At 64.6% G+C, this 19,501-nt stretch carries 24 protein-coding genes and 1 tRNA gene; 13 read left to right on the top strand and 12 right to left on the bottom strand.

Annotated features, from left to right (window positions below; all coding sequences use genetic code 11):
* Window positions 1-360 carry a 50S ribosomal protein L21 gene (gene rplU / locus ACVWYO_RS14245; RefSeq protein WP_457351840.1) on the bottom strand — a complete coding sequence of 120 codons (360 nt, stop codon included), beginning with the start codon at window positions 358-360 and terminating at the stop codon, window positions 1-3.
* 517 nt (window positions 361-877) lie between these two features.
* On the opposite strand from rplU, the gene ACVWYO_RS14250 reads away from it, so the two are divergent.
* Entirely contained in the window at window positions 878-3,427 is a 2,550-nt protein-coding gene (locus ACVWYO_RS14250) for a TonB-dependent receptor plug domain-containing protein (RefSeq protein ID WP_457351843.1), read from the top strand.
* Between the two features lie 58 nt (window positions 3,428-3,485).
* Here ACVWYO_RS14250 and hspQ read toward each other — a convergent pair whose 3' ends face one another.
* Window positions 3,486-3,866 (bottom strand): heat shock protein HspQ, encoded by a 381-nt coding sequence (gene hspQ / locus ACVWYO_RS14255; RefSeq protein WP_457351845.1) that lies wholly within the window; start codon window positions 3,864-3,866, stop codon window positions 3,486-3,488.
* 147 nt (window positions 3,867-4,013) lie between these two features.
* Here hspQ and ACVWYO_RS14260 point away from each other — a divergent pair.
* Window positions 4,014-4,103, top strand: a tRNA-Ser gene (locus ACVWYO_RS14260).
* Between the two features lie 156 nt (window positions 4,104-4,259).
* Complete coding sequence (locus tag ACVWYO_RS14265) at window positions 4,260-5,558, top strand: tyrosine-type recombinase/integrase (protein ID WP_457351847.1); 1,299 nt, start codon at window positions 4,260-4,262, stop codon at window positions 5,556-5,558.
* On the opposite strand, the gene ACVWYO_RS14270 is transcribed toward ACVWYO_RS14265, so the two are convergent.
* Window positions 5,555-5,977, bottom strand: a complete 423-nt coding sequence (locus ACVWYO_RS14270) for an HIRAN domain-containing protein (RefSeq protein WP_457351850.1) — start codon at window positions 5,975-5,977, stop codon at window positions 5,555-5,557. The two genes, ACVWYO_RS14265 and ACVWYO_RS14270, sit on opposite strands and share 4 nt — an antisense overlap.
* Before the next feature lie 48 nt (window positions 5,978-6,025).
* Here ACVWYO_RS14270 and ACVWYO_RS14275 point away from each other — a divergent pair, with 48 nt between their 5' ends.
* Genes ACVWYO_RS14275 through ACVWYO_RS14285 form a run of 3 tightly spaced genes read left to right on the top strand, consistent with a single transcriptional unit; the run spans window position 6,026 to window position 6,922 of the window.
* Entirely contained in the window at window positions 6,026-6,268 is a 243-nt protein-coding gene (locus tag ACVWYO_RS14275) for a hypothetical protein (protein ID WP_457351852.1), read from the top strand.
* Between the two features lie 25 nt (window positions 6,269-6,293).
* Window positions 6,294-6,683, top strand: coding sequence for a hypothetical protein (locus ACVWYO_RS14280; protein ID WP_457351854.1), 390 nt, complete (start codon window positions 6,294-6,296; stop codon window positions 6,681-6,683).
* Window positions 6,680-6,922 (top strand): peptidase S24, encoded by a 243-nt coding sequence (locus tag ACVWYO_RS14285; protein WP_457351856.1) that lies wholly within the window; start codon window positions 6,680-6,682, stop codon window positions 6,920-6,922. The genes ACVWYO_RS14280 and ACVWYO_RS14285 overlap by 4 nt, the downstream gene beginning before the upstream one ends.
* Here the strand turns inward: ACVWYO_RS14285 and ACVWYO_RS14290 are convergent.
* Complete coding sequence (locus tag ACVWYO_RS14290; protein ID WP_457351858.1) at window positions 6,897-7,172, bottom strand: phage fiber-tail adaptor protein; 276 nt, start codon at window positions 7,170-7,172, stop codon at window positions 6,897-6,899. The two genes, ACVWYO_RS14285 and ACVWYO_RS14290, sit on opposite strands and share 26 nt — an antisense overlap.
* Before the next feature lie 432 nt (window positions 7,173-7,604).
* Here ACVWYO_RS14290 and ACVWYO_RS14295 point away from each other — a divergent pair, with 432 nt between their 5' ends.
* On the top strand, window positions 7,605-7,892 hold the full coding sequence (locus tag ACVWYO_RS14295; protein ID WP_457351860.1) for a hypothetical protein: 288 nt from the start codon (window positions 7,605-7,607) through the stop codon (window positions 7,890-7,892).
* A gap of 37 nt (window positions 7,893-7,929) precedes the next feature.
* Here ACVWYO_RS14295 and ACVWYO_RS14300 read toward each other — a convergent pair whose 3' ends face one another.
* Together ACVWYO_RS14300 and ACVWYO_RS14305 are read right to left on the bottom strand one after the other, a co-directional pair.
* Window positions 7,930-8,862, bottom strand: a complete 933-nt coding sequence (locus ACVWYO_RS14300) for an IS5 family transposase (RefSeq protein ID WP_457348219.1) — start codon at window positions 8,860-8,862, stop codon at window positions 7,930-7,932.
* Window positions 8,816-9,850 (bottom strand): hypothetical protein, encoded by a 1,035-nt coding sequence (locus tag ACVWYO_RS14305; RefSeq protein ID WP_457351862.1) that lies wholly within the window; start codon window positions 9,848-9,850, stop codon window positions 8,816-8,818. The genes ACVWYO_RS14300 and ACVWYO_RS14305 overlap by 47 nt, the downstream gene beginning before the upstream one ends.
* A gap of 131 nt (window positions 9,851-9,981) precedes the next feature.
* Between ACVWYO_RS14305 and ACVWYO_RS14310 the strand changes: the two genes are divergently transcribed.
* The 5 genes from ACVWYO_RS14310 (at window position 9,982) to ACVWYO_RS14330 (ending at window position 12,940) form a co-directional block, all read left to right on the top strand.
* On the top strand, window positions 9,982-10,185 hold the full coding sequence (locus ACVWYO_RS14310) for a helix-turn-helix transcriptional regulator (RefSeq protein ID WP_457351864.1): 204 nt from the start codon (window positions 9,982-9,984) through the stop codon (window positions 10,183-10,185).
* 9 nt (window positions 10,186-10,194) lie between these two features.
* On the top strand, window positions 10,195-10,704 hold the full coding sequence (locus ACVWYO_RS14315; RefSeq protein ID WP_457351866.1) for a hypothetical protein: 510 nt from the start codon (window positions 10,195-10,197) through the stop codon (window positions 10,702-10,704).
* A gap of 211 nt (window positions 10,705-10,915) precedes the next feature.
* Window positions 10,916-11,248: a DUF6481 family protein gene (locus ACVWYO_RS14320; protein ID WP_457351868.1), complete on the top strand. Its 333-nt coding sequence runs from the start codon at window positions 10,916-10,918 to the stop codon at window positions 11,246-11,248.
* Window positions 11,249-11,396: 148 nt separating this feature from the next.
* Window positions 11,397-12,503 (top strand): PAS domain-containing protein, encoded by a 1,107-nt coding sequence (locus ACVWYO_RS14325; RefSeq protein ID WP_457351870.1) that lies wholly within the window; start codon window positions 11,397-11,399, stop codon window positions 12,501-12,503.
* Window positions 12,500-12,940: a response regulator gene (locus ACVWYO_RS14330; RefSeq protein ID WP_457351872.1), complete on the top strand. Its 441-nt coding sequence runs from the start codon at window positions 12,500-12,502 to the stop codon at window positions 12,938-12,940. Before ACVWYO_RS14325 ends, ACVWYO_RS14330 begins: the two co-directional genes overlap by 4 nt.
* Window positions 12,941-13,056: 116 nt before the next feature.
* On the opposite strand, the gene ACVWYO_RS14335 is transcribed toward ACVWYO_RS14330, so the two are convergent.
* On the bottom strand, window positions 13,057-15,108 hold the full coding sequence (locus ACVWYO_RS14335; protein ID WP_457351874.1) for an NAD(+) synthase: 2,052 nt from the start codon (window positions 15,106-15,108) through the stop codon (window positions 13,057-13,059).
* Window positions 15,109-15,250: 142 nt separating this feature from the next.
* On the opposite strand from ACVWYO_RS14335, the gene ACVWYO_RS14340 reads away from it, so the two are divergent.
* Window positions 15,251-15,637 (top strand): winged helix-turn-helix domain-containing protein, encoded by a 387-nt coding sequence (locus ACVWYO_RS14340; RefSeq protein WP_457351875.1) that lies wholly within the window; start codon window positions 15,251-15,253, stop codon window positions 15,635-15,637.
* Here ACVWYO_RS14340 and ACVWYO_RS14345 read toward each other — a convergent pair.
* From ACVWYO_RS14345 to ACVWYO_RS14365, 5 genes are all read right to left on the bottom strand, one after another.
* Window positions 15,621-16,139, bottom strand: coding sequence for a hypothetical protein (locus ACVWYO_RS14345; RefSeq protein ID WP_457351877.1), 519 nt, complete (start codon window positions 16,137-16,139; stop codon window positions 15,621-15,623). The genes ACVWYO_RS14340 and ACVWYO_RS14345 overlap by 17 nt on opposite strands.
* A gap of 62 nt (window positions 16,140-16,201) precedes the next feature.
* Window positions 16,202-17,176 (bottom strand): lysylphosphatidylglycerol synthase domain-containing protein, encoded by a 975-nt coding sequence (locus tag ACVWYO_RS14350; protein WP_457351879.1) that lies wholly within the window; start codon window positions 17,174-17,176, stop codon window positions 16,202-16,204.
* A 355-nt stretch (window positions 17,177-17,531) separates the two neighbouring features.
* Window positions 17,532-18,434, bottom strand: coding sequence for a ferritin-like domain-containing protein (locus tag ACVWYO_RS14355; protein WP_457351881.1), 903 nt, complete (start codon window positions 18,432-18,434; stop codon window positions 17,532-17,534).
* Between the two features lie 14 nt (window positions 18,435-18,448).
* Window positions 18,449-19,273: a hopanoid biosynthesis-associated protein HpnK gene (gene hpnK / locus ACVWYO_RS14360; protein ID WP_457351883.1), complete on the bottom strand. Its 825-nt coding sequence runs from the start codon at window positions 19,271-19,273 to the stop codon at window positions 18,449-18,451.
* Window positions 19,270-19,467, bottom strand: coding sequence for a hypothetical protein (locus ACVWYO_RS14365; protein WP_457351885.1), 198 nt, complete (start codon window positions 19,465-19,467; stop codon window positions 19,270-19,272). The genes hpnK and ACVWYO_RS14365 overlap by 4 nt, the downstream gene beginning before the upstream one ends.
* Window positions 19,468-19,501: the final 34 nt, after the last annotated feature.

The following is a 19,501-nucleotide window of genomic DNA, read 5'->3' on the forward strand; positions in this document are numbered from 1 at the left end:
TTACGCCTGAGCGGCCGGGGCTTCTGCGCCCGTCGCTGCGGTGGACTTCTGCTCGGCCTTGTGGTCGCCGATCGCGGTGATGCGCAGGATCGTGTGACGCTGGCGATGACCGTTCTTGCGACGATAGTTGTGGCGACGACGCTTCTTGAAGACGATGACCTTATCGGCCTTCGCCTGCGCGATGATCTCGGCCGTGACCGTCAGGCCTTCGAGCGATGCCATCTCCGAGCCTTCGCCCGCCAGCAGAATGTCTGCGAGCGTAATCGACGCCCCAGCTTCACCGTCGAGCTTCTCGACGACGATCTTGTCTCCGGCGGCAACGCGATACTGCTTGCCGCCTGTGCGCACGATTGCGAACATGGCCCTCATCACTTTCAAAAATACCTGTGCCCCACGCTCGGCACGCCGGGCGCGGGAAAGAAGCGCCAGCTATGCGAGACGGCGCGCGCTGTCAACCGCGCAGACGATGGGGGGCACATTCGAAACGTTGCCGAAACGCCATAGTAGGTCCGGAATCGTACCAATCGGACGCGGTGTCGGCGCGATCCGTGAACTTTATGTTGCAATGCGAAACGACCTATGGCGTCATCTGCCAAGGTAGAAAAACCGTCCATGATTCCCGGGATCGTGAAGGTCCCGGTATGATGACGGCATGACTACCCGACAGGCGGAGAGCAGATGCGTACCACGGTGTTCGCGGAAATGGCGGCGCGTGAACGATATGGCTTCGAAGTATAGTGTACTGTCGCGATTAGCGGCAGGCGAAACTGCGTTCGTCATTGTGAGGCGGCGTCTTGAGGTGCGTATTGATTTGAAAGCATAAAAAGTATTGGGAGCGGATGACTGGGAGCCACCGACTTTTGGGGGACTCACACTCATGCACAAGACATCGATTTCGCTCTTGGCGCTGGCCGTTGCTAGTGCAACCGCGGCGCCTGCTTTTGCCGCCTCCGACAAGCCCGACGCACTTGCGCCGGCTGCCCCCGATTCGGTGGCGCCGGGGCCAGAGGAACCATCCGACATCATCGTGACCGGAACGCGCCGGACCGGCACGACCGCGGCCGAAAGCGCGACTCCGATCAAGGTGCTCGGGTCCGACGAGCTTGGCCGAGTCGGTCAGCCCAATCTCAACCAGGTGCTGACCCAGTTGGTACCGTCGTTCACCGCGCAGGCCTTTGGCGGAGATACCGCCAATCTCACGCTGTCGGCGCGGTTGCGCGGGTTGAGCCCCAATCACACGCTCGTCCTGGTCAACGGCAAACGCCGTCACGGCACGGCAAATCTTGCAGTCCTCGGCGGACCCTATCAGGGCGCGGCAACCGCCGATCTCGATCTGATTTCGCCTGGCGCGATCGCGCGAATCGAAGTGCTCGAGGATGGCGCTGCCGCGCAATATGGCTCGGATGCGATCGCCGGCGTCATCAACATCATCCTCAAGGACGATTCGAGCGGTGGCTCGGGCTCGGCTACTGCGGGCAAGAATTACGACGTGGGCGGCACGACCTATGCCGGTACGCTGCACCTCGCCTCCAAGATTGGCGAGGATGGCTTCGTGAACGTGACGCTGTTCCATCGCTTCCACGATTTCACGCAGTCCGGGGGACTCGACCGCCGCGTTACCGATGCGAGCGGCACGCTGCTGACCACCACCACCAGCCCTGCGCTCAGCGCAGCGCAACAGGCGTTGTACCGCACGATTCCGGGCTTCCCCTATGTCAACAAGATCAACGGCGACGCCAAATCGTGGCTGACCAACGCGCAATACAATGCCGGCTACAATTTCGGCGACGTAACCGCCTACAGCTTCGGCACGTTCAGCAAGCGGATCGCCAGCGCCTATGAAAATCTGCGCGTGCCCGATCGCGTCATTGCCTCACCCGTACTGGGCGTTGCCGGAACGCTCGCGACGCCGGGAGAATTGATCCCCTTCCCGAACGGCTTCAACCCGCGCGAAGGAGTTCGCGAGGAGGACTTTGCCGTCACCGGCGGCCTGAAGGGACACATGGGAGCGGTCAAGTTCGATCTCAGCACCACCTACGGCCAAGACAAGAACCTCATCTACACGCTCGATTCGTACAATCGCTCGCTGTTCATCGATACGCACTTCTCGCCGACGACCTTCTACGACGGATCGTTCAAGGCCACCGAACTGACGGCGAATGCGGACTTCTCGACCGATCTCGATGTCGGGATCGCGACCCCGCTCAACATCGCCTTCGGTGGGGAATATCGCAGGAACACCTATGCGATCGGATCGGGCGATGCCGCGTCGATCTACAAGGAGGGCGGGCAATCCTATCCCGGCTTCCGCCCATCGGATGCCGGCAAGCATTCGCGCGAGAACCAGTCGCTGTATCTCGACGTATCGGCCTCGCCGGTCGAGGCGCTGAAGCTCGATGGCGCGGTCCGGTACGAACATTATTCGGACTTCGGCAGCAAGGTCATCTTCAAGGGGACGGGGCGCTACGATTTCAGCCACGCCTTTGCCCTGCGCGGAACGGTATCGACCGGCTTCCGCGCCCCCACGCTCGCCGAATCCTATTATTCGGCGACCAACGTCTCGCCGACCTCGGCGTTCGTGCAGTTGCCCGCCAATTCGGCGGCGGCCAAGCTGATCGGTTTCCAGAACCTCAAGCCCGAGAAATCGACCAACCTCAGCGCCGGCGCGGTGTTCCGCACGGGCAAGCTGACCGTCACGCTCGATGCCTATCAGGTGACGATCAAGGATCGCATCCTCGGCACCGGATCGATCTTCGGCAGCGGCGGCGCGACCAATTTCGCGGTGGTGCGGCAGGCGATCGTCGCCAATGGCAACGTGCTTGACCCGACCGTGACGCAGACCGGCATCAACATCTTCACCAACGGCGCAGACACGCGCACCCGCGGACTTGAACTGACGGCCAGCATTCCGAGCGATTTCGGCAGCGCGGGGAGGGTCAATTGGAGCCTGTCGGGCAATTACAACGAGACCAAGGCGACCAAGATCCTCGCCGCCCCGGCCTCGCTCGGCACCACGGCCTTGTTCGACAAGGGCGCGTTGAGCTTCCTCGAGACCGCATCGCCCAAGTTCAAGGCAATCGCCTCGGGCTTCTACACGCTCGGCCGCTTCTCGGCGACCGCACGCGGCACACTCTATGGCAAGACTTCGGCCTATTACAGCCCGGACGGCGGCACCTTCTACAAGCAGACGGTCGGCACCGCGGTGATCGCCGACCTCGAACTGTCCTATAAGCTGCTTACCGGGATCGAACTGACCTTCGGTGCGAACAATCTGTTCAACAAGCGCCCCCCGACGGTCTCGCTCGTTCCGGGTACGACCAACACCACGCTCGTCAACGGCGGCAACGTGATCGACGCGCCGCTGTCGTTCAGCCCCTATGGCATCAACGGCGGCTATTATTACGGGAAGATCGGCTTCAAATTCTGATCGATTCGCCAGCACGGAAAGGGGGCCGAACTGGCCCCCTTTCTACGTCAGCGGTCGATCAATGGCGGTGTTCGCGCCGCAGCGGGTATTTCCCGTCCTCATACTCGCCGAACAGACCCGAGATCGCGGGATGATCGACCGGCTCGTCGAGATCGTCGGGTACCAGATTCTGCTGGCTGACATAGGCGACGTAGCTCGACTCCATGTTCTCGGCGAGCAGGTGGTAAAAGGGCTGGTCCTTGCGCGGCCGGATGTTCTCGGGGATCGCCTCATACCATTCGTCGCTGTTGGCGAAGACCGGATCGACATCGAACACCACGCCGCGGAAATCGAACATGCGGTGGCGCACGACGTCGCCGATGGCGAAGCGCGCATGGCTGATCGGCGCGAGCGGAATCTCGGCGGAAAAGGGCGGGGAGGTAATCGGGGTGCGGTGCATGGGTATAACTTAGGCCCTGTTCCGCGCTGCACAAGAGAATGCTGCGGCAAACGCTTGCGCTCCCCGAGCGACTGCGTTAGTGGCCCCCGCTCACCGACCGGTGCCGCTTCGTGGGTCTCCCTCACAGACGGCATCATATGACCTCGCGGAGAGGTGGCAGAGTGGTCGAATGTACCGCACTCGAAATGCGGCGTGCCCTCACGGGTACCGTGGGTTCGAATCCCACCCTCTCCGCCAATTTCCCTTTCCAAGTGGTTCGGGACGGTCCCTTAGGGGCTGATTTCTGCCGTTGTTCCTGTTATAGTCTGTCCCAATCAAGCGCGACCAGAACCGGCCAAAACCGGGGTACGGTGGAGCATTTTACGGGGTACGAGATATGCAGGTCGGGGTATCATGCTGACGGACGCGGCGGTGCGGAAGGCCGAGCTGCGAGACAAACCTTACAAGATCACCGACGGTGGCGGCTTATTCCTCTATGTGGCCCCGACCGGGCTCAAGTCCTGGCGCATGAAGTTCCAGCTTCATGGTAAGGAGAAGCTGCTGACGTTCGGGCCATACCCCGACGTTAAGCTCTCCGAGGCGCGCGATCGACGCGACGTCGCGCGCCGCCAGCTGCGCGAGCATCAGGACCCGTCAGGTGTGCGCAAGCGCGCGCAGGAGGAGAGGGAGCGCGAGAAAGCGGAGCTGGCTAAGCTCGTCACATTTGAGCAGGCGGCGCGCGATTGGTACGCCTTGCAGAAGGTGCGCTGGGTGCCGGTCCATGCGGAGGACGTGATTACCAGCCTCGAGCGCGACGTCTTCCCTATCCTGGGCGGCAAGCCCCTCGAGAAGATCGATGCACAGGCCGTTCTTGCAGCCCTGCGGCTGGTAGAGGACCGCGGCGCGATCGAGACGGCGAAACGCCTCAGACAGCGGATATCAGCGGTGTTCGCTTACGCGATATCCGAGGGCATCCCGACCAACGACCCCGCCGCTTCCCTTGCGGCAGCGCTGAAGCCGCTTCCGAAGAAGGGAAAGCAGCCGGCGCTCGTTGACGTTGACGACGCCCGGGGCGTGCTCATTGCAGCTGAGGCTTCGGCCGCATCGCCGGTCACCAAGCTGGCGTCGCGTCTGCTGGCGCTGACACAATCGCGTCCCGGCATGGTCCGTGGAGCTACCTGGGCGGAGTTCGAAAACATTGATTTCACCGGCATGTCGCATGGCCCGTTCCTGCCGATCTGGCGGGTGCCGGCGGACCGTATGAAGCTGACCGCTGATCTGAAGGACGAAGCTGCATTTGAGCATATTATCCCGCTCTCATGGCAGGCCGTGGAGGTGCTCCTCGCAGTCCACCGTCTGACCGGCCGAAACCGGCTCGTCTTTCCCGGCGAGCGCCACAGCCACCGTCCGCTGAGCGAGAACGCGATCGGCTATCTCTACAATCGGGTCGGCTATCACGGTCGGCACGTTCCGCACGGCTGGCGTTCGTCATTCTCGACCACGATGAACGCGCTTGCGGTCAAGCTTAGGCGCCCCGAGGATCCGCCGATTATCGAAATGATGCTAGCTCACGTCCCGGAGAACAAGGTCAAGGCGGCCTACGACCGGGCCGGGCACATGGAACGGCGCCGGGAGCTAGGGCAGGAATGGTCGGATATGCTCATGAAGGGTATGGGAAAGGCGAACGATTTATTGGCGGGCGCGCGGCGCTAAGCTCCCCATTCGTCGGGCTCGGGATCTGGATAGAACTCTTCTCCCACGTGCCCGCTCTCGTCGGACGATTGGCGCACCGGCCGGGGCGAGGGCAGGGTGGGCGCACCGCCGCCGAACCGCACGCGGATCACAGCCGCCATCACGCCCGGCTGCTGATAGATCGCCACATACTCCTCGCCAGCCAGGATCTTGCCGCCGATCCACGGCGCCCGCTCGGCGGTCAGGTAGCCCAGCTGCGTACCACGCTCGGTGAAGACCGCGACCGCGTGCTTGTCGTGCTTGTTCTTCGGCTCGCGCCGCAGCTCGATCGGATCGCCCGGCGCGCATAGCATCATCTCAAAACGACGGTCGCCTTTCGATTTGCGATCGTTGTCGTAGCCGATACCGACCACCGCTAGGCTCAATTCTCGCTCGTCCATGATGCTGCTATATCGTCAGCTTCGACCGCAAGCGAATCGGAGCACCTGATGCCAGGATACGACCATGTTGAGGATCGCCTGCCCGATCGCGAGCCTTTCGGCCGGTGGCTCCTCGCTCAGAAAGACCGCGGCGACTGGATCGACGAACTCGCATTCGCTGCGCGCGGCGATCGAACCTTTCCCAAGGATGGAGACCCTGAGACCGTTCGCGCCCATCTACGTTCGCAGCAGGCCGATGGTGACGTATTCCAAGCCGTTGACGACGCCGAGAGTGAGTGGCTGAGCGTGTGATCCCCAACGGTTTCGGAATGGAAGCATGAGATCCAGTCGATGGTCTGCTGAAGAAGATGCAGAATTGCTACGGCTCGTCGAGAGCGGCACTAAAAATCCAGGGATTGCACGAGACCTCGACCGAACTCAGATGGCCGTGTCCGCACGCATGGCCACGCTAGGCATTTATCGTGGAGAGAAAAATCGAAAAGTGTCTGGCGTGGCTGCCGAACATATCCGGATTGTTGAGCGCCGTTCGGTGAAGGCTGACGAAAAGATCGTGGCGAGCAATCCAGTAAAGCGCGGAAGAGGCCGCCCGCTCGGTTCGAAAAATAAGGGCGCTAGAGTGAAGGTCGCACTTGATCGCTTTGGAGCCGACGGACCCGACCGAGAGGGGCGCATCAACGCCGTTTTGCAGAAGGCTGAGGGGTTGTGAAACCCGGCCCGATCGGCACGCCCGGCGAAGTGCTCGAGCGGTTAGCAAAAGACCATGGGCAGAGCTTGGCAGCGCTCTCGCGCATGCTCCGCCGGCGCGACGGTTATCTGGCCACGTTCGTTCGTGAGGGATACCCGGCCCTGCTGGCGAAACCCGACCGGGCGCTCCTCGGCGCGTTCTTCCGCGTGCCGGAGTGGTGGTTCGGCGAAGATCCTATCGAGGTCGAACCGGACAAATGACGTTCTCGCCGAGTGTCTCCCCGAGCGCGGTCGTCGCACTCAGATCGAGCCGCGCCCACGATCGCCCAGCGATGCCACCGCGGACCCGATAGGTGGTCACCGGGCTTACAGTGACGATCTGGTCGACGATCAGGCCGTCAGTTGGGACGATCTGGGCAGAGATGACGGTATCGCCTTCGATCAGTGCCGGTGCCCAATCGTGCGATGCGAACAGCACCTCATCGGGATATTTCGTGGAGATGCTCAGCATGGTTCCGACCTCGTGGTGCGAATGCGCTTTGGGGAAATGGTGCGGTTGCGAGCAAGCGGGATCGGCACTGCGATGACCGCGCCGCTCGCCCTGCCAGCCAGGGCATAGGCCGTCTGCGTCGGAAGGGCACCGATCGCCGTTGCCGGTCCCGCCGCGCGCCCCGCCACCGGGTTGATCGTTGCAGTCACAAATGATCCGGCGGCGCTTCCCGTTGCCGCGACCGACGCAATAGGCGGGGAGGCGGCTACGCTTGGCAGTGCGCCGGCCGCGACTGCCCCGGATGCCGCCGCCGCCGACCCGGCGGGCGGATAGGCAACAGCCACCGCAAACGATCCGGCGGGCGCCGCGCTACCGCTTACCGTAGCCGCGGGGGACGACGAGGCGGCGCTACCCAGCGCGCCGGACGCTCCTGCGCCACCGCCCGCGCCGCCGATGAGAGGCGAGGTCGTCGCACCAGCCATTGGCGCTGCCGCCACGGTCCCGCTCGCTGCGGTGGCGGTCGGCGGAGAGGCGGTGGCGCCCGGCATTGCCGCGCGGCGCCACCGCCTGCCGATCCGGACGCCGCGCCAGCGGTCTGGTTGGCAAAGGTCCCGGCTGCACCCGACGATCCTGATACGGCAGCCGCTGGCGCCAGCGCCGCGCTGGATGGCAGAGCGCCAGCCGCGCTGCCCCCCGCTGCGGCGCTCGCTGCTATCGGTGTTGAAGGGCTTTGTTGCATAATTACGCGAGAGCATGACCGACGTTTTACTTGAAGATGTTATTGGATGCGGACGGTCACCGGCGTTCCTATTTCGGAGAACCGATTGAGAATTGCAGCACGGACTTTGAGCTCGGTAATCTGACGATCGAAGGTGCGGGCGACAACGCGCTGGCCCAGGAGTTTGAAGCAGTGCATTTTGGTCTCGACCAGACTGCGGCGATGATAGCCGCTCCACTTTTTCCAGATTGCGCGACCAAGCCGCTTTGTCGCGCGTAGCGCTCCATTGCGTGCATCGACGCCGGGACCGCCTTCTGCCCATGGTTGCCCGTTGCGGCGGACCGGGATGACCGCATCGGCACCGCGCCCGGCAATAGCGGCATGGCAGTCCCTGGTATCATAAGCGCCATCTCCGCCGACGCTGAGTATCCGCTCGTCTCCGGGAATTTGCGCCAGGAGAACGGGCAGCGTCGGTGCGTCACCAATGGCATTCGTCGTGACCTCAATGGCCCGGATATCCAGCGTCCCAGCATCAATCCCGAGATGCACCTTGCGCCACTGGCGACGGTAGGACGGTCCGTGTTTGCGCGTCTTCCACTCGCCTTCTCCCGTCATTTTGATCCCGGTGCTGTCGACCAGCAGGTGCAGTCCGCCCGAGCTGATCCGCCCGCCGAGGTTGACCTTCAACGTCTTCTGCCGTCGGCACAGCGTCGTATAATCCGGCACCGACCAATCCAGCCCCGCCATTTTGATCAGGCTCGAAACCAACCCCGTCACTTGCCGCAAAGGCAGGTTGAACAGCGTCTTCAGCGTCAGGCACAGCTCTATCGCGCTGTCTGAAAACCGCATCGGGCGACCAGGGCGACCACACGGCTTCGAAAGCCAGTGCATCTCCGGATCAAACCATATTTCCAGCGACCCACGCCGCTTCAGCGCCGCATTATACTCAGGCCAGTTCGTCGTACGATACACAGGTGCGGCAGGTTTGGGCATTACGCCTATCTATACCGCTCGATTCCCTGCGTGAATCCCCGCCATCAGTTTTGCAACAAAGCCGTGTTGAAGTGCTGGTCGGGATCGCGCCGCTGATAGTCGCGCCCGCCATGGCAATCGCCAGGATCGCCGATGCCACTGCTGCGGCGAAACCGCCCTGTGCCGAAGCATTCGAGGATGCGGAGGTGACGGCCGTCGTCATGCCGCGCGGCTCGATCGCGGCCCAGGTCGGCGTGCGCGTCTCGCTCGTCGTGTTCGGCTCGGCCGGCGCGTTGAGATAGCTGTCGTCGGCAAGCCATGCGCTATACCCGGCGTCGGTACCGAATGCGGCCTTATAGGCGCGACCGGACCACCCGCACGCATTGTCGCCGGCCGCCCAGGTCACCGAGCTGTGCGCGACGCGTACCGTGTTCGGCGCGACCAGGGTGGCGCCGGTGATCGCCGTAGGGGTGAACCCGTCATTGCGCTCGCTGCCGGCGGTATAGGCGTTGTACGTCAGGGTGAGGCTGTCGATCGTCGCGGTGAAGACCGAGGTGGCATTGCGCGCGATCTCAAACCCGCGGGCTGGCATGCTGGCCGGCAGGATCAGCGTCGTCGCGTTCGGCGGCAGGTCGAACACGAAGTCGGTGTAGGCCTTCCCCGCGGTCGCCACGATGCGGTTGAGCTTCGCGCCTTGCCAATAGGCGACGGCGCTGTCTTGTACCCCCTTCGCCTTCAGGATGCCGAGCATGCGTCGGGCGATGTGCCGATCTTCGCCGACATAACCGACGGCGCTTTGATGCGGGCTGTTCGACGGATTGCTGTTGGCCTGGAACACCGCGAACGGGCTGTCGACCGCGAGCGCGAAGCGCGTCGGCATCTGCTCGGCCGCCGCGATCTGCGCCATGCGGATCAGGTCGCCGGAAAAGCCGACGCTTGGCCCGGTGAGCACGTAGAGCCCGAGCACCGACGCATTGCCGATCGAGCGCAGATAGGTGTTCTCGCGCACAAGGCGTACCCTGCGATCTCGTATCCTGGCCTCGAGCCCGGGCGGCAAGACGGCGACAACTTCCGCACGAACCAAATCACGACCGTGTCGATGGAACGACATAGCGACGCGATAGGGGAGGGCTTCGTGCAATGACTGATCGCAGCAGAGACAACCTGATGCGCCTGCGCGACGTGCTGACGCGCACGAAGCTTTCCCGAACGACCATCTACCGAAAAATCGCCGCGGGCACGTTTCCGCCGTCCACGCCGATCAGCGAAGGGCTGGTAGCGTGGTACGAAAGCGATATTAATGCTTGGGTGTCGAACCCAATGGGGTGGAGCGTCATCGCTTAGGAGACTGAAATGGCATTTTTTACAGATCGTTACGGCTACCAATATCAGGTTGCGAACGTAACGCGCATTGCCCGGCTGAACGAAGCAAGAGACCCGACTAAGACGGCGCAATTGCGATATCATCAGGTCATGATGAGCGACGGAGAAAGCATAGAAGTCGATGAGTTCACCGTTGACGAGATCACCAAAGCACCGATCCATATCATTCCCGCGATACCGGGCACCTTCATTCTTGGAGGCATCGACGACAACGACAACGACCCGTCTTCCGTGTGGCAGGTCCCGGTCATTGCGTGGTCATTTGGGCAGGACAATGAGGTAAAACCTTGGACGGCTGATGGGCCCGATGACGGGTTATCACAGCCAGGGCCTCTACTGTTGCCAAACGGCCTGGTGATTGAGCAGGGCAACCGTAGCTACCGGTCCATCGAAGAATGGTTCGAGGTGGAGAAAAAGCACCAAGCAGAACTGGCAGCCAGAAAGGCGGCGCCGCCATCGATAGCTGATGACGGCGAGTGAAATAGCCGAGGTTGCGAATCAGACCCCAGTGTGACAGAGGGACCCGCGTTCTGATCCCGCGATGGTACAAAATCGGGTAGGGGTACAGGTTGGGGTATCGCATTAACGCACCGCCCTAATATCCACGCAGAACTGCCGTTTATTCGCTCTGGTGGGGCGGGCACCCTCTCCGCCATTTCCTTATCTGCAAGACAAGGCTAAAGCCCGCCACATGGCATCCTACAAAGAACCTTCCTTCAAAGACCGCGCCGCCCTGTCGGCCGACGCCAAGCAGCGCGCCCTCGAGAAGTTGAAGGCCAAGCCGCCTGTCGACCCCGCCGTCGTCGCCGCCCGCGCGGCTGCGCGCGAAGCGAAGGAAGCCGCCGAAGCCAAGAAGCGCGAAGAGAAGAAGGCCGCGCTCGAGCATGCCCGGCTCGACAAGCTCGCCAAGGCCGCTGCTGCCGAGCAGGCGATCAAGGATGCCGAGCAGGCCGCGATCCAGGCCGAGATCGACAAGAAGGCAGCGCGGGATGCGCGGTACGCTGCGCGGAAAAGCCGCAAGTAAGCGCGGGTTGAAAGCCGCGCGCTCGGTTCTCCGCGCGAACGGCACGCGCCGCGCGCCGGCCGTCGTGCGTGCCAGCGGCAGGAACGCTTTTTCTTAACCGACGTTACATTTCGGCGCGAAGCCATCCGGGCCTACGCCGGAGGCAGCTTTGAAACAACGCGACGACTGGCATCTTACCGACGCGCTCGATTACGAACATGGCAGGGGCGATCCCTTCGCCGCCGCGGTCCGCGCTACCCGGATGCCGATGGTCATCACCGACCCGGCACAGCCCGACAATCCGATCGTCTTCTGCAACGTCGCGTTCCAGCGGCTGACGGGCTATGCCCGCGAGGAAATCGTCGGACGCAATTGTCGCTTCCTGCAGGGGCCCGACACCGACCCCGCCAAGATCACCGCGATTCGCGAAGCGATCAGGGCAGGGCACGCGATCGATGTCGATCTGCTCAACTATCGCAAGGACGGCACGACCTTCTGGAACGCGCTGTATTTGTCCCCGGTGCGCGACTCGGATGGGGTCGTGCGGTTCTTTTTCGCATCGCAGTTCGACGTGACCGACCGGGTCGAGGCGCAGAACATCATCAACGATCAAAAGCTGCTGGTCGAGCGCGAAGTCGAGCGCCGCACTGCCGACCTGCGCGCCGCGCTCGACGCGAAGACGTTGCTGCTCCACGAAGTCGACCACCGCGTCAAAAACAATCTGACGATGATCGGATCGCTGCTGCGGCTGCAGGTGCGAACGATCGATGACCCGTCGGTCGCGGCCAAGCTCGATTCGATGCTCGAACGCGTCGATGCGCTCGCGGTGGTGCATCGCCAGCTCTATCAATCCTCCGACATCGCGCGGTTCGACATCGGCAGTTTCGCCGAGAGCTTGGTGTCCGATGTCGTCGGCTCGAGCGGACGAGGCGGCATTGTCCTCGATATCAAACCGCAGCCGCTGTTCATCGACGCCGAGAACGCGTCGGCGCTTGGCCTTATCCTCAATGAAATCCTCACGAACGCCGTCAAGCACGCCTTCGCCGAAGGGCGGGCGGGGCATCTCAGCCTCAGGGTCGAGGGCGAGGACGACCATGGGATCATCAAGATCTGCGATGATGGCCCGGGCATGCCGTCGGCGCAGCGGAGCAGGAGCATCGGCACGTCGCTGATCACCCGGCTCGCGCGTCAGGCGCGCGCCGAGGCGACGTGGAGCGACAACCAGCCGGGCACCTGTGTGACGATCACCTTTCCCCGCAGCGAGACACCGTCATGAGCAACGTCATGGAAGTCCTGATCGTCGAGGACGAGATGCTCCTCGCGATGGATATTGAGGCGATGATCGAGGACAGCGGGCATCACGTGCTGGCCGAGGCGGCGAGTTTGCAGGACGTCGAGGCGCTGCCCGAGTCGCTCAATCCGCAGCTCGCCTTCGTCGACATCCATCTCGCGCAGAATTCGAACGGCCTCGATGTCTGCGCCTATATCCGCAGCCACTGGCCCGATGCGCTGATCGTTTTGGTCACAGCGAACGTCGCGAAGATCCCCGCCGATTTTTCGGGGGCGCATGGCGTCATTGCGAAGCCGTTTTCTCATGCCGGCGTGGTCAATGCGATCAAATATCTGGCCGCGGGGGTGTTCGATCCGCCGCCCAGCATCCCGCGCCCCACCAGCCTTCTCGCATCGCCGCATCTCAAGGCGCGCTGGGGGTAGCGCACGGTCTTCCCGATGGAGCGGACGGGGTTTGTGATGTCGGTCGAGTGACGCCGTTTCACACCGCTTGCACGCGTATTCCATCGCCGCGCGCACTCCGGAGGACGGGCCAGACTTTACGGCAATCCGCGCGCCAGTTCGTCGAGCCACACCCGCGCCGCGCCATCCGACGGTGCGCGCCAGTCGCCGCGCGGGCTGAGCGCCCCGCTTGACGAGACCTTCGGGCCGTTGGGGATCGCGGAGCGCTTGAACTGGCTCGTCGCGAAGAAGCGGTGGAGGAATTTCTCGAGCCAGCCGGCGATCGTCGGCAGATCATAAGCGACGCGCCCCGCCGCGGGGAAATCGCGCGGCCAGCGGCCTGCGCTCGCATCGCGCCAGGCGTGGAGCGCGAGGAAGGCGATCTTCGACGGCGCCAACCCGTGGCGCACGACGTGATGCAGGAAGAAATCGTTGAGCGCATACGGCCCGATTCGCGCTTCGGTGCTCTGGATCGCGCCGTCGGCGCCGGCCGGCACGAGTTCGGGCGAAATCTCGGTGGCGAGGATCGCCGCGAGGATCGCGTCGGTCGCGCCGTCATACTGATTCGTGCGGATGCACCAGCGGATCAGGAACTGGATCAGTGTCTTGGGGACGCCGGCATTGACCGCATAATGGCTCATCTGGTCGCCGACGCCGTAGGTGCACCAGCCCAAAGCGAGCTCGGACAGGTCGCCGGTGCCGACTACCAGCCCGCCGCGCTGGTTGGCGAGGCGGAAGAGGTAATCGGTGCGCAGGCCCGCCTGGACGTTCTCGAAGGTCACGTCATAGGTCGGTTCGCCGTCCGCGAACGGGTGTCCCATGTCGCCGAGCATCTGGCGCGCGGCGGGGCGGATGTCGATCTCGGCACCCGTGACACCAAGCGCGCGCATCAGCGCCCAGGCGTTTTCCTTGGTGCCGTCGCTGGTCGCGAAGCCCGGCATGGTGAAGCCGAGGATATGGTCGCGCGGGCGGCCCAGGCGGTCCATCGCCTTGGCGGCGACGATCAGCGCGTGGGTCGAATCGAGCCCGCCCGACACGCCGATGACGAGGCGTTCCGCGCGGGCAGCTTCGAAGCGCTTGAGGATGCCTTCGACCTGGATGTTGAAGGCCTCGTAGCAATCCTCGTCGAGCTTTTCAGGCGTGTTGGGCACGAACGGGAAGCGGCGCTGTTCGCGCAACAGGCCGATGTCGGCGAAATCGGGCTGGTGGGTGAAGCCGATCCGGCGGAAGCGCGTCTCGGGATCGCCGGCGAGCCGCGCCGAATCGTTGAAGGTCCCGACGCGCATCCGCTCCTGCGCGATCCGCCCGACGTCGACGTCTGCCAGTACGAGTTCCGAGTCGCGCCCGAAGCGCGTCGATTCGGCGAGCAGGTCGCCGAGTTCGTGGACCATGCCCTGGCCGTCCCAGGCGAGATCGGTCGTGCTCTCGCCCGAACCGGCGGCGGAGAAGACATAGGCGCACACCGCGCGCGCGGATTGCGAAGCGCAGAGCATCGCGCGTTCGCGCGCCTTGCCGACGACGATGTTCGATGCCGACAGATTGCAGCAGATCAGCGCGCCGGCGAGCGCGCCCATCGTCGAGGGCGGGGTCGGCGCCCAATAATCCTCGCAGATTTCGGCGTGGAGCACGAAATCGGCGAGATCGTCGGCGGCGAAGAGCAGGTCGGTGCCGAACGGAACAGTCTGCCCGGCGAGCGTGATGTCGCTGATCGGCAGGTCGGCGCCGCTCGCGAACCAGCGCTTCTCGTAATATTCGCGGTAATTGGGCAGGAAGGTCTTGGGCACGACGCCGAGGATCCGCCCGCGCGCCATCACCACCGCGCAATTGTAGAGCCGGCCGTTGCGGACCAGCGCGGCGCCGAGCACGAGGATCGGGCGTAAAGCTGCGGTCGCCTCCGCAACCGTGGCGATCGCCGCCTCGGTCGCGCGCTGCTGCGCGGTCTGCAAATGCAAATCGTCGATTGCGTAGGAGGTGATGTTGAGTTCGGGGAAGACGAGCAGGTCGGCGCCTTGCGCATGGCCTTGCTCGGCGAGCGTGATTGTCGCTGCGGCATTGGCAGCGCAATCGCCGACGGTTGCGCGCGGGGTCGCCGCGCCGACGCGGATCAGCCCGTGGCTGTGGATCGAATGGAACGGGTGCGCCTTCTCCATGACGACAGCGCTTAACGGGCTTTGCTTTTGAAAGCGACACCCTGCACGGTCGGTTGGCCATGACCGAGAAAGCCGACCATGCAGAGCAGTGCGCACCCCCCTCGCCGAAAGATCGTCACGGCGCGCGAGACGTGATCGGCGAATGAGCCGGATCGGCCGCCTCAAGATCAAGGCGCAGCTCTATTGCGGCGACGAGCTGGCGATGGGGCCAGGCAAGGCCGACCTGCTCGACGCGATCGCGCGCGAAGGGTCGATCTCGGCGGCGGCGCGCGCGATGGGGATGAGCTATCGGCGCAGCTGGTTGCTGGTCGACAGCATGAACCGCTGCTTCGTCGAGCGGTTGGTCGAAACCGTTGCCGGTGGCGGGGCAGGGCGCGGGGCTTCGCTCACGCCGACAGGGGCGGCGGTGCTCGTCGCCTATCGCGCATTGGAGGCGGCGCTTGCCGAATCGGCGGGGCGCGGGGCGTTGGCCGAGCTCGATGCGTTGCTCAGGATCGTGCCGCTGCCGCCGGTCAGGGACGACGCGTGATGAGCACCGGCGCGGCGGCAGCCTTGCTGCCTGCGATCTGGAGCGTGTAGCGGCCCGGCGCGAGCTTGAAATCGACCATCTTGGCGATGCCGCTGCACGCCGCGCCATGCGCATGCGCGAGCGCGGTCTGCGCCGTGCGGCCCTTGACCACGTCGATCCACCCCGGAGTGCCGAGCAGCACGCGGTAGGTGCCAGTGCGTGCGATGGTGAAGCTCGCCATGCCGCCGAGGCTGGTCGGCTCGCCCGGCTTGGACGGCGTGAACGGGTAACGGACGGTGTCGCTCGGCGCGAGCATCAGCTCGCTGCGGCGGCCGATCGTCAGGCGCGTGCGGACGAGCGTGTTGCGGTCGGTCGCAGCGGCAAGGCTCGGCCCGGTCTTCCACGCCGCGAGATCGGCGGGCAGCGGCGCGGCGGGGCTGGGGCACGTCTCGGGCGCGTGGTGAATCGGTGCCGCCTGCGCGGCGACGAGGACGGGGGCGAACAGCAGGAACAGGGAACGCATCGGGTGGTCGCCTTGGCCGGAGGATCGCCCGGGCTATACGATCGCCCGAGAAGCCAAGCAATTCACGAGACGACGCGTCGCGCCTCGCCGACCTGCCAAGCGAGCAACGCCGGCACCGCGATGATCACGTCGCGCGCACGCTTGAGCAGCGACAGCGCGAGTGCGGTCGCGGGCGGGAGGCCGACGAGCGGGCCGATCAGCACATAGGCTGCCTCCTGCACGCCGATCGCGCCGGGAATCGCGAAGGCGACGCTGCGCAGCGTGAAGATCAGCGCCTCGATCATCAGCACCGCCCACAGCGGGACGTGCGAGCCCATGAACTGCAGCGCGATCCATGCACCGGCAGCACTCGCCAGCCAGGCGGCGAGGTTGAAAACGAAGGCGGTAAGGACGCGACGGGGCTCGCGATAGATCGCATCGAGCTGGTCGCGCACCGCCGCCATCGCTGCCACCGATCCCGGGAGCATCCGCGCGCCGAGCGAGCCGGCCAGCCGCAGTACCGGCTTCTGCGCGAACACGAACAGCGCCATCAGCGCGACCATCGCCGCCACCCCGCCGAGCGCGAGCGGCACGAGCCCCTGCTGCACCGGGGCATGCGACAGGATCATCAGCAATACCGCGACCCCGCCGAGTGTGAAGATCAGCTGTGCGGCCATCTCGGTCGTCATGTCGGCGATCATCGAGGCGTAGATCACCGGCTGCGGCACCCCGAAAGCGGCGAGCGTACGTGCGCCGACGACGAGGCCGCCGAGCTGCGAGAAGGGGAGGATGTCGGTTGCCGCCTCGCGCGTGGTCCGCGCCCAGACGAACAGCCACAGCCGATCGCTCGGCTGGTCGGTCGCGACCGCGAGCCAGGCCATGCCGAGCAGACCGAGCACGCCGCCTGACCAGATCACGAAGGTCGCCATGCCGATCCAGCCGATCGACGCCATCGCGGCCAGGACTTGCCCGATCCCGACGGTTCCGACGGTCCCGGCGGCAACCGCGAGACCGACGATCGTCGCGAGCAGAAGGCCGATGCGGGCGGACCGGTTCATGGCGTGCCCGATACTGGTGCGCGGCTACCTTCGTCACCCCGGGCTTGTCCCGGGGTCCACCGGGATGCGCGGCCTGCAGGCTCAGCGGGCGCGGCACGGTGGACCCCGGCACGCGGCCGGGGTGACGAGTTTTGGGGGGCGGGGGCGCAGTCTTTCGGGCGGCCCGCATGGGCTGGCCGGGCAAGGGTTCGCGCAGCGGCGCAGAGGCGCAGAGAGGGTGTGTGTGCGTTGCGCGGAGCGCTTTCCTTCAGGCCGGAAAGGGCAAGGTCGCTCCGCGAAACGCGCGACCCCTCTGCGCCTCTGCGCCGCTGCGCGAACCCTTCAACCCAAGCCACGTATCGCCACCTCGAAAGATTTAAGCCGCTGTGGCAGCTTTCTTCTTTCCCATAAAGCGCAACACCAGTCGAATCGCACCCGGAACGAACTTCGGACGGATGAGCCGCGCGTCATAGACCGACAAGCGCCGGTCGTTCTCGGCAAGGCAGATCGCCGCGAGCTCGGGGAATTCGATCTCGACGCCCAGCTCCTTCGAGCCGTTGAGCGTGAAATTGTTCTCCTGTGCCTTGGTATTGTCCTCACCCATGCCCTTGGCCATGTCGATCCGTTCCCAGATCAGCGCGATCCACACCGCCCAGACTTTCAGCTCGAACCACGGGCGCCGCCACAGCGGCATGGTGCGGCGATGCCACGCGACCCAATTGACGAAGAACAGGATGTGCCGCCCTTCCTCGCGCATCACCGGCTCGAACGTCTCGACCAGTTCGTCGGGGAAGAAGCCGGTGTCCTTGGCGACCTTGAACAGGCCGAAGCCGAAGAAGCTGTCGATGCATTCGGAAAAGCCCGTGCGCATGAAGGCGAATTCGGCGTCGCGCGGGACCTTATACTCTTCCTCGGGCTGGAGAACGATGCCGTAGAAGGTGACCATGTCGGCGAGCACGATCTTGTGGCGGCTCTCCTCGTACGCGTTCATGTCGATCGCATCGCGCAGCAGCGGGTCGTGGATCTGCTGGCTGTACGTCTTGACGTTCATGCCGGCACGGCCCTCGGTCGCGACCGCGATGTCCCAGATCGGCAGCGAGACGATGCGTTGGCGCGTCTCCTCGTCGATCACCGGCCAGTCGATCAGCGCGGGGCGATACGGATCGTGCGTGTCGAGCATCGTGCGGCAGAACAGAGTCTTGTGCGCATCGCTGCCGAGCGGGACGCGCGCGCCGGGGGCGGGGCCGGCGGGGGCCATGGATTTGGGGATGAAGTTCATCGGGTATCTCCCGGTTACAGATCGGCAAAACGCGCCAGAGTGATGTTACGCCGTGCGACGATCGCGCGGGCTTCGGGGTCGAGCAGAGCAGCGAGCTCGGCCTCATATTGGTAGCCCGGTGCCGACAGCGGATACGGCCCTGTCGCCGGGTGAAGATAGATCTCGCTCACCCCATCGGGAAGATGGTCGAGCACGCCGCGCAGCCGCTCGGCATGCATCGCGCCCGACCAGGCAAGCCCGAAGACGCGGTCGGGGACCTTCACGCCACGCTTGCGCGCCGCGACCTGGACAAGCTGCGCGAAGGGCCGCGCGATGTCGAAGCCGGTGACGGGCTCGAACTTGGCCAGCGTCGTGCGATCCTCGACCGGCGCGCGCATCGCCGTCATGCCGTGGCGCAGGCCGACCTCGAGCAGCACGCCGACGATCACCGGGTGCAGATGCATGTGCTTGTGCGTGTTGACGTGGTCGAGCGGGAGGCCGGTGGCCTCGAACAACGCGAATTGCGCTTCGATCTCCGCCTCGAGCTGGCGGCGAACCGATTTGAGGCCGACAAGTTTCAGCGCGACGGGGAGCGACTCGATCCGGAACTTGCCGTGCGCATCGACCAGGTCGGGGATCTGCGCTGGCGGCAGTGCGGGTGGCGTCTCGGCGAGCGCGACGTGCAGTCCCACCCCGAGCGTCGGCGTACGGCGTGCCCGCTCGACGGCATCGGCCGCACCTGCGCCCGTCACCATCAGGCTGGTGACGGTCAGCACGCCCTCGCGGTGCGCCTGCTCTACTGCGGCGTTGACCTCGGTCGACACACCGAAATCGTCGGCGGTGACGATTGCGGTCTTCACGCCGGAGCGAACCCGTAGAACGCCGGGTCGGCGAGCACTGCGTCGGCGACGTTCTGCGGATTGGGCACCGCGATACGGCGCAGCACCGCGATCATCGCGGTACGGTCGCGTGCGCGGACCGCGTCTTCCCACAGCTCGGTCCGGCCCGTCGCGGCAAGCCGCTCGTTGACCGTCATGCCTGCCAGTGTCGTCATACCCAAAACCACAATCTACTCTGCGGAAGACCCG

It is taken from the genome of Sphingomonas sp. UYP23, assembly GCF_054059235.1.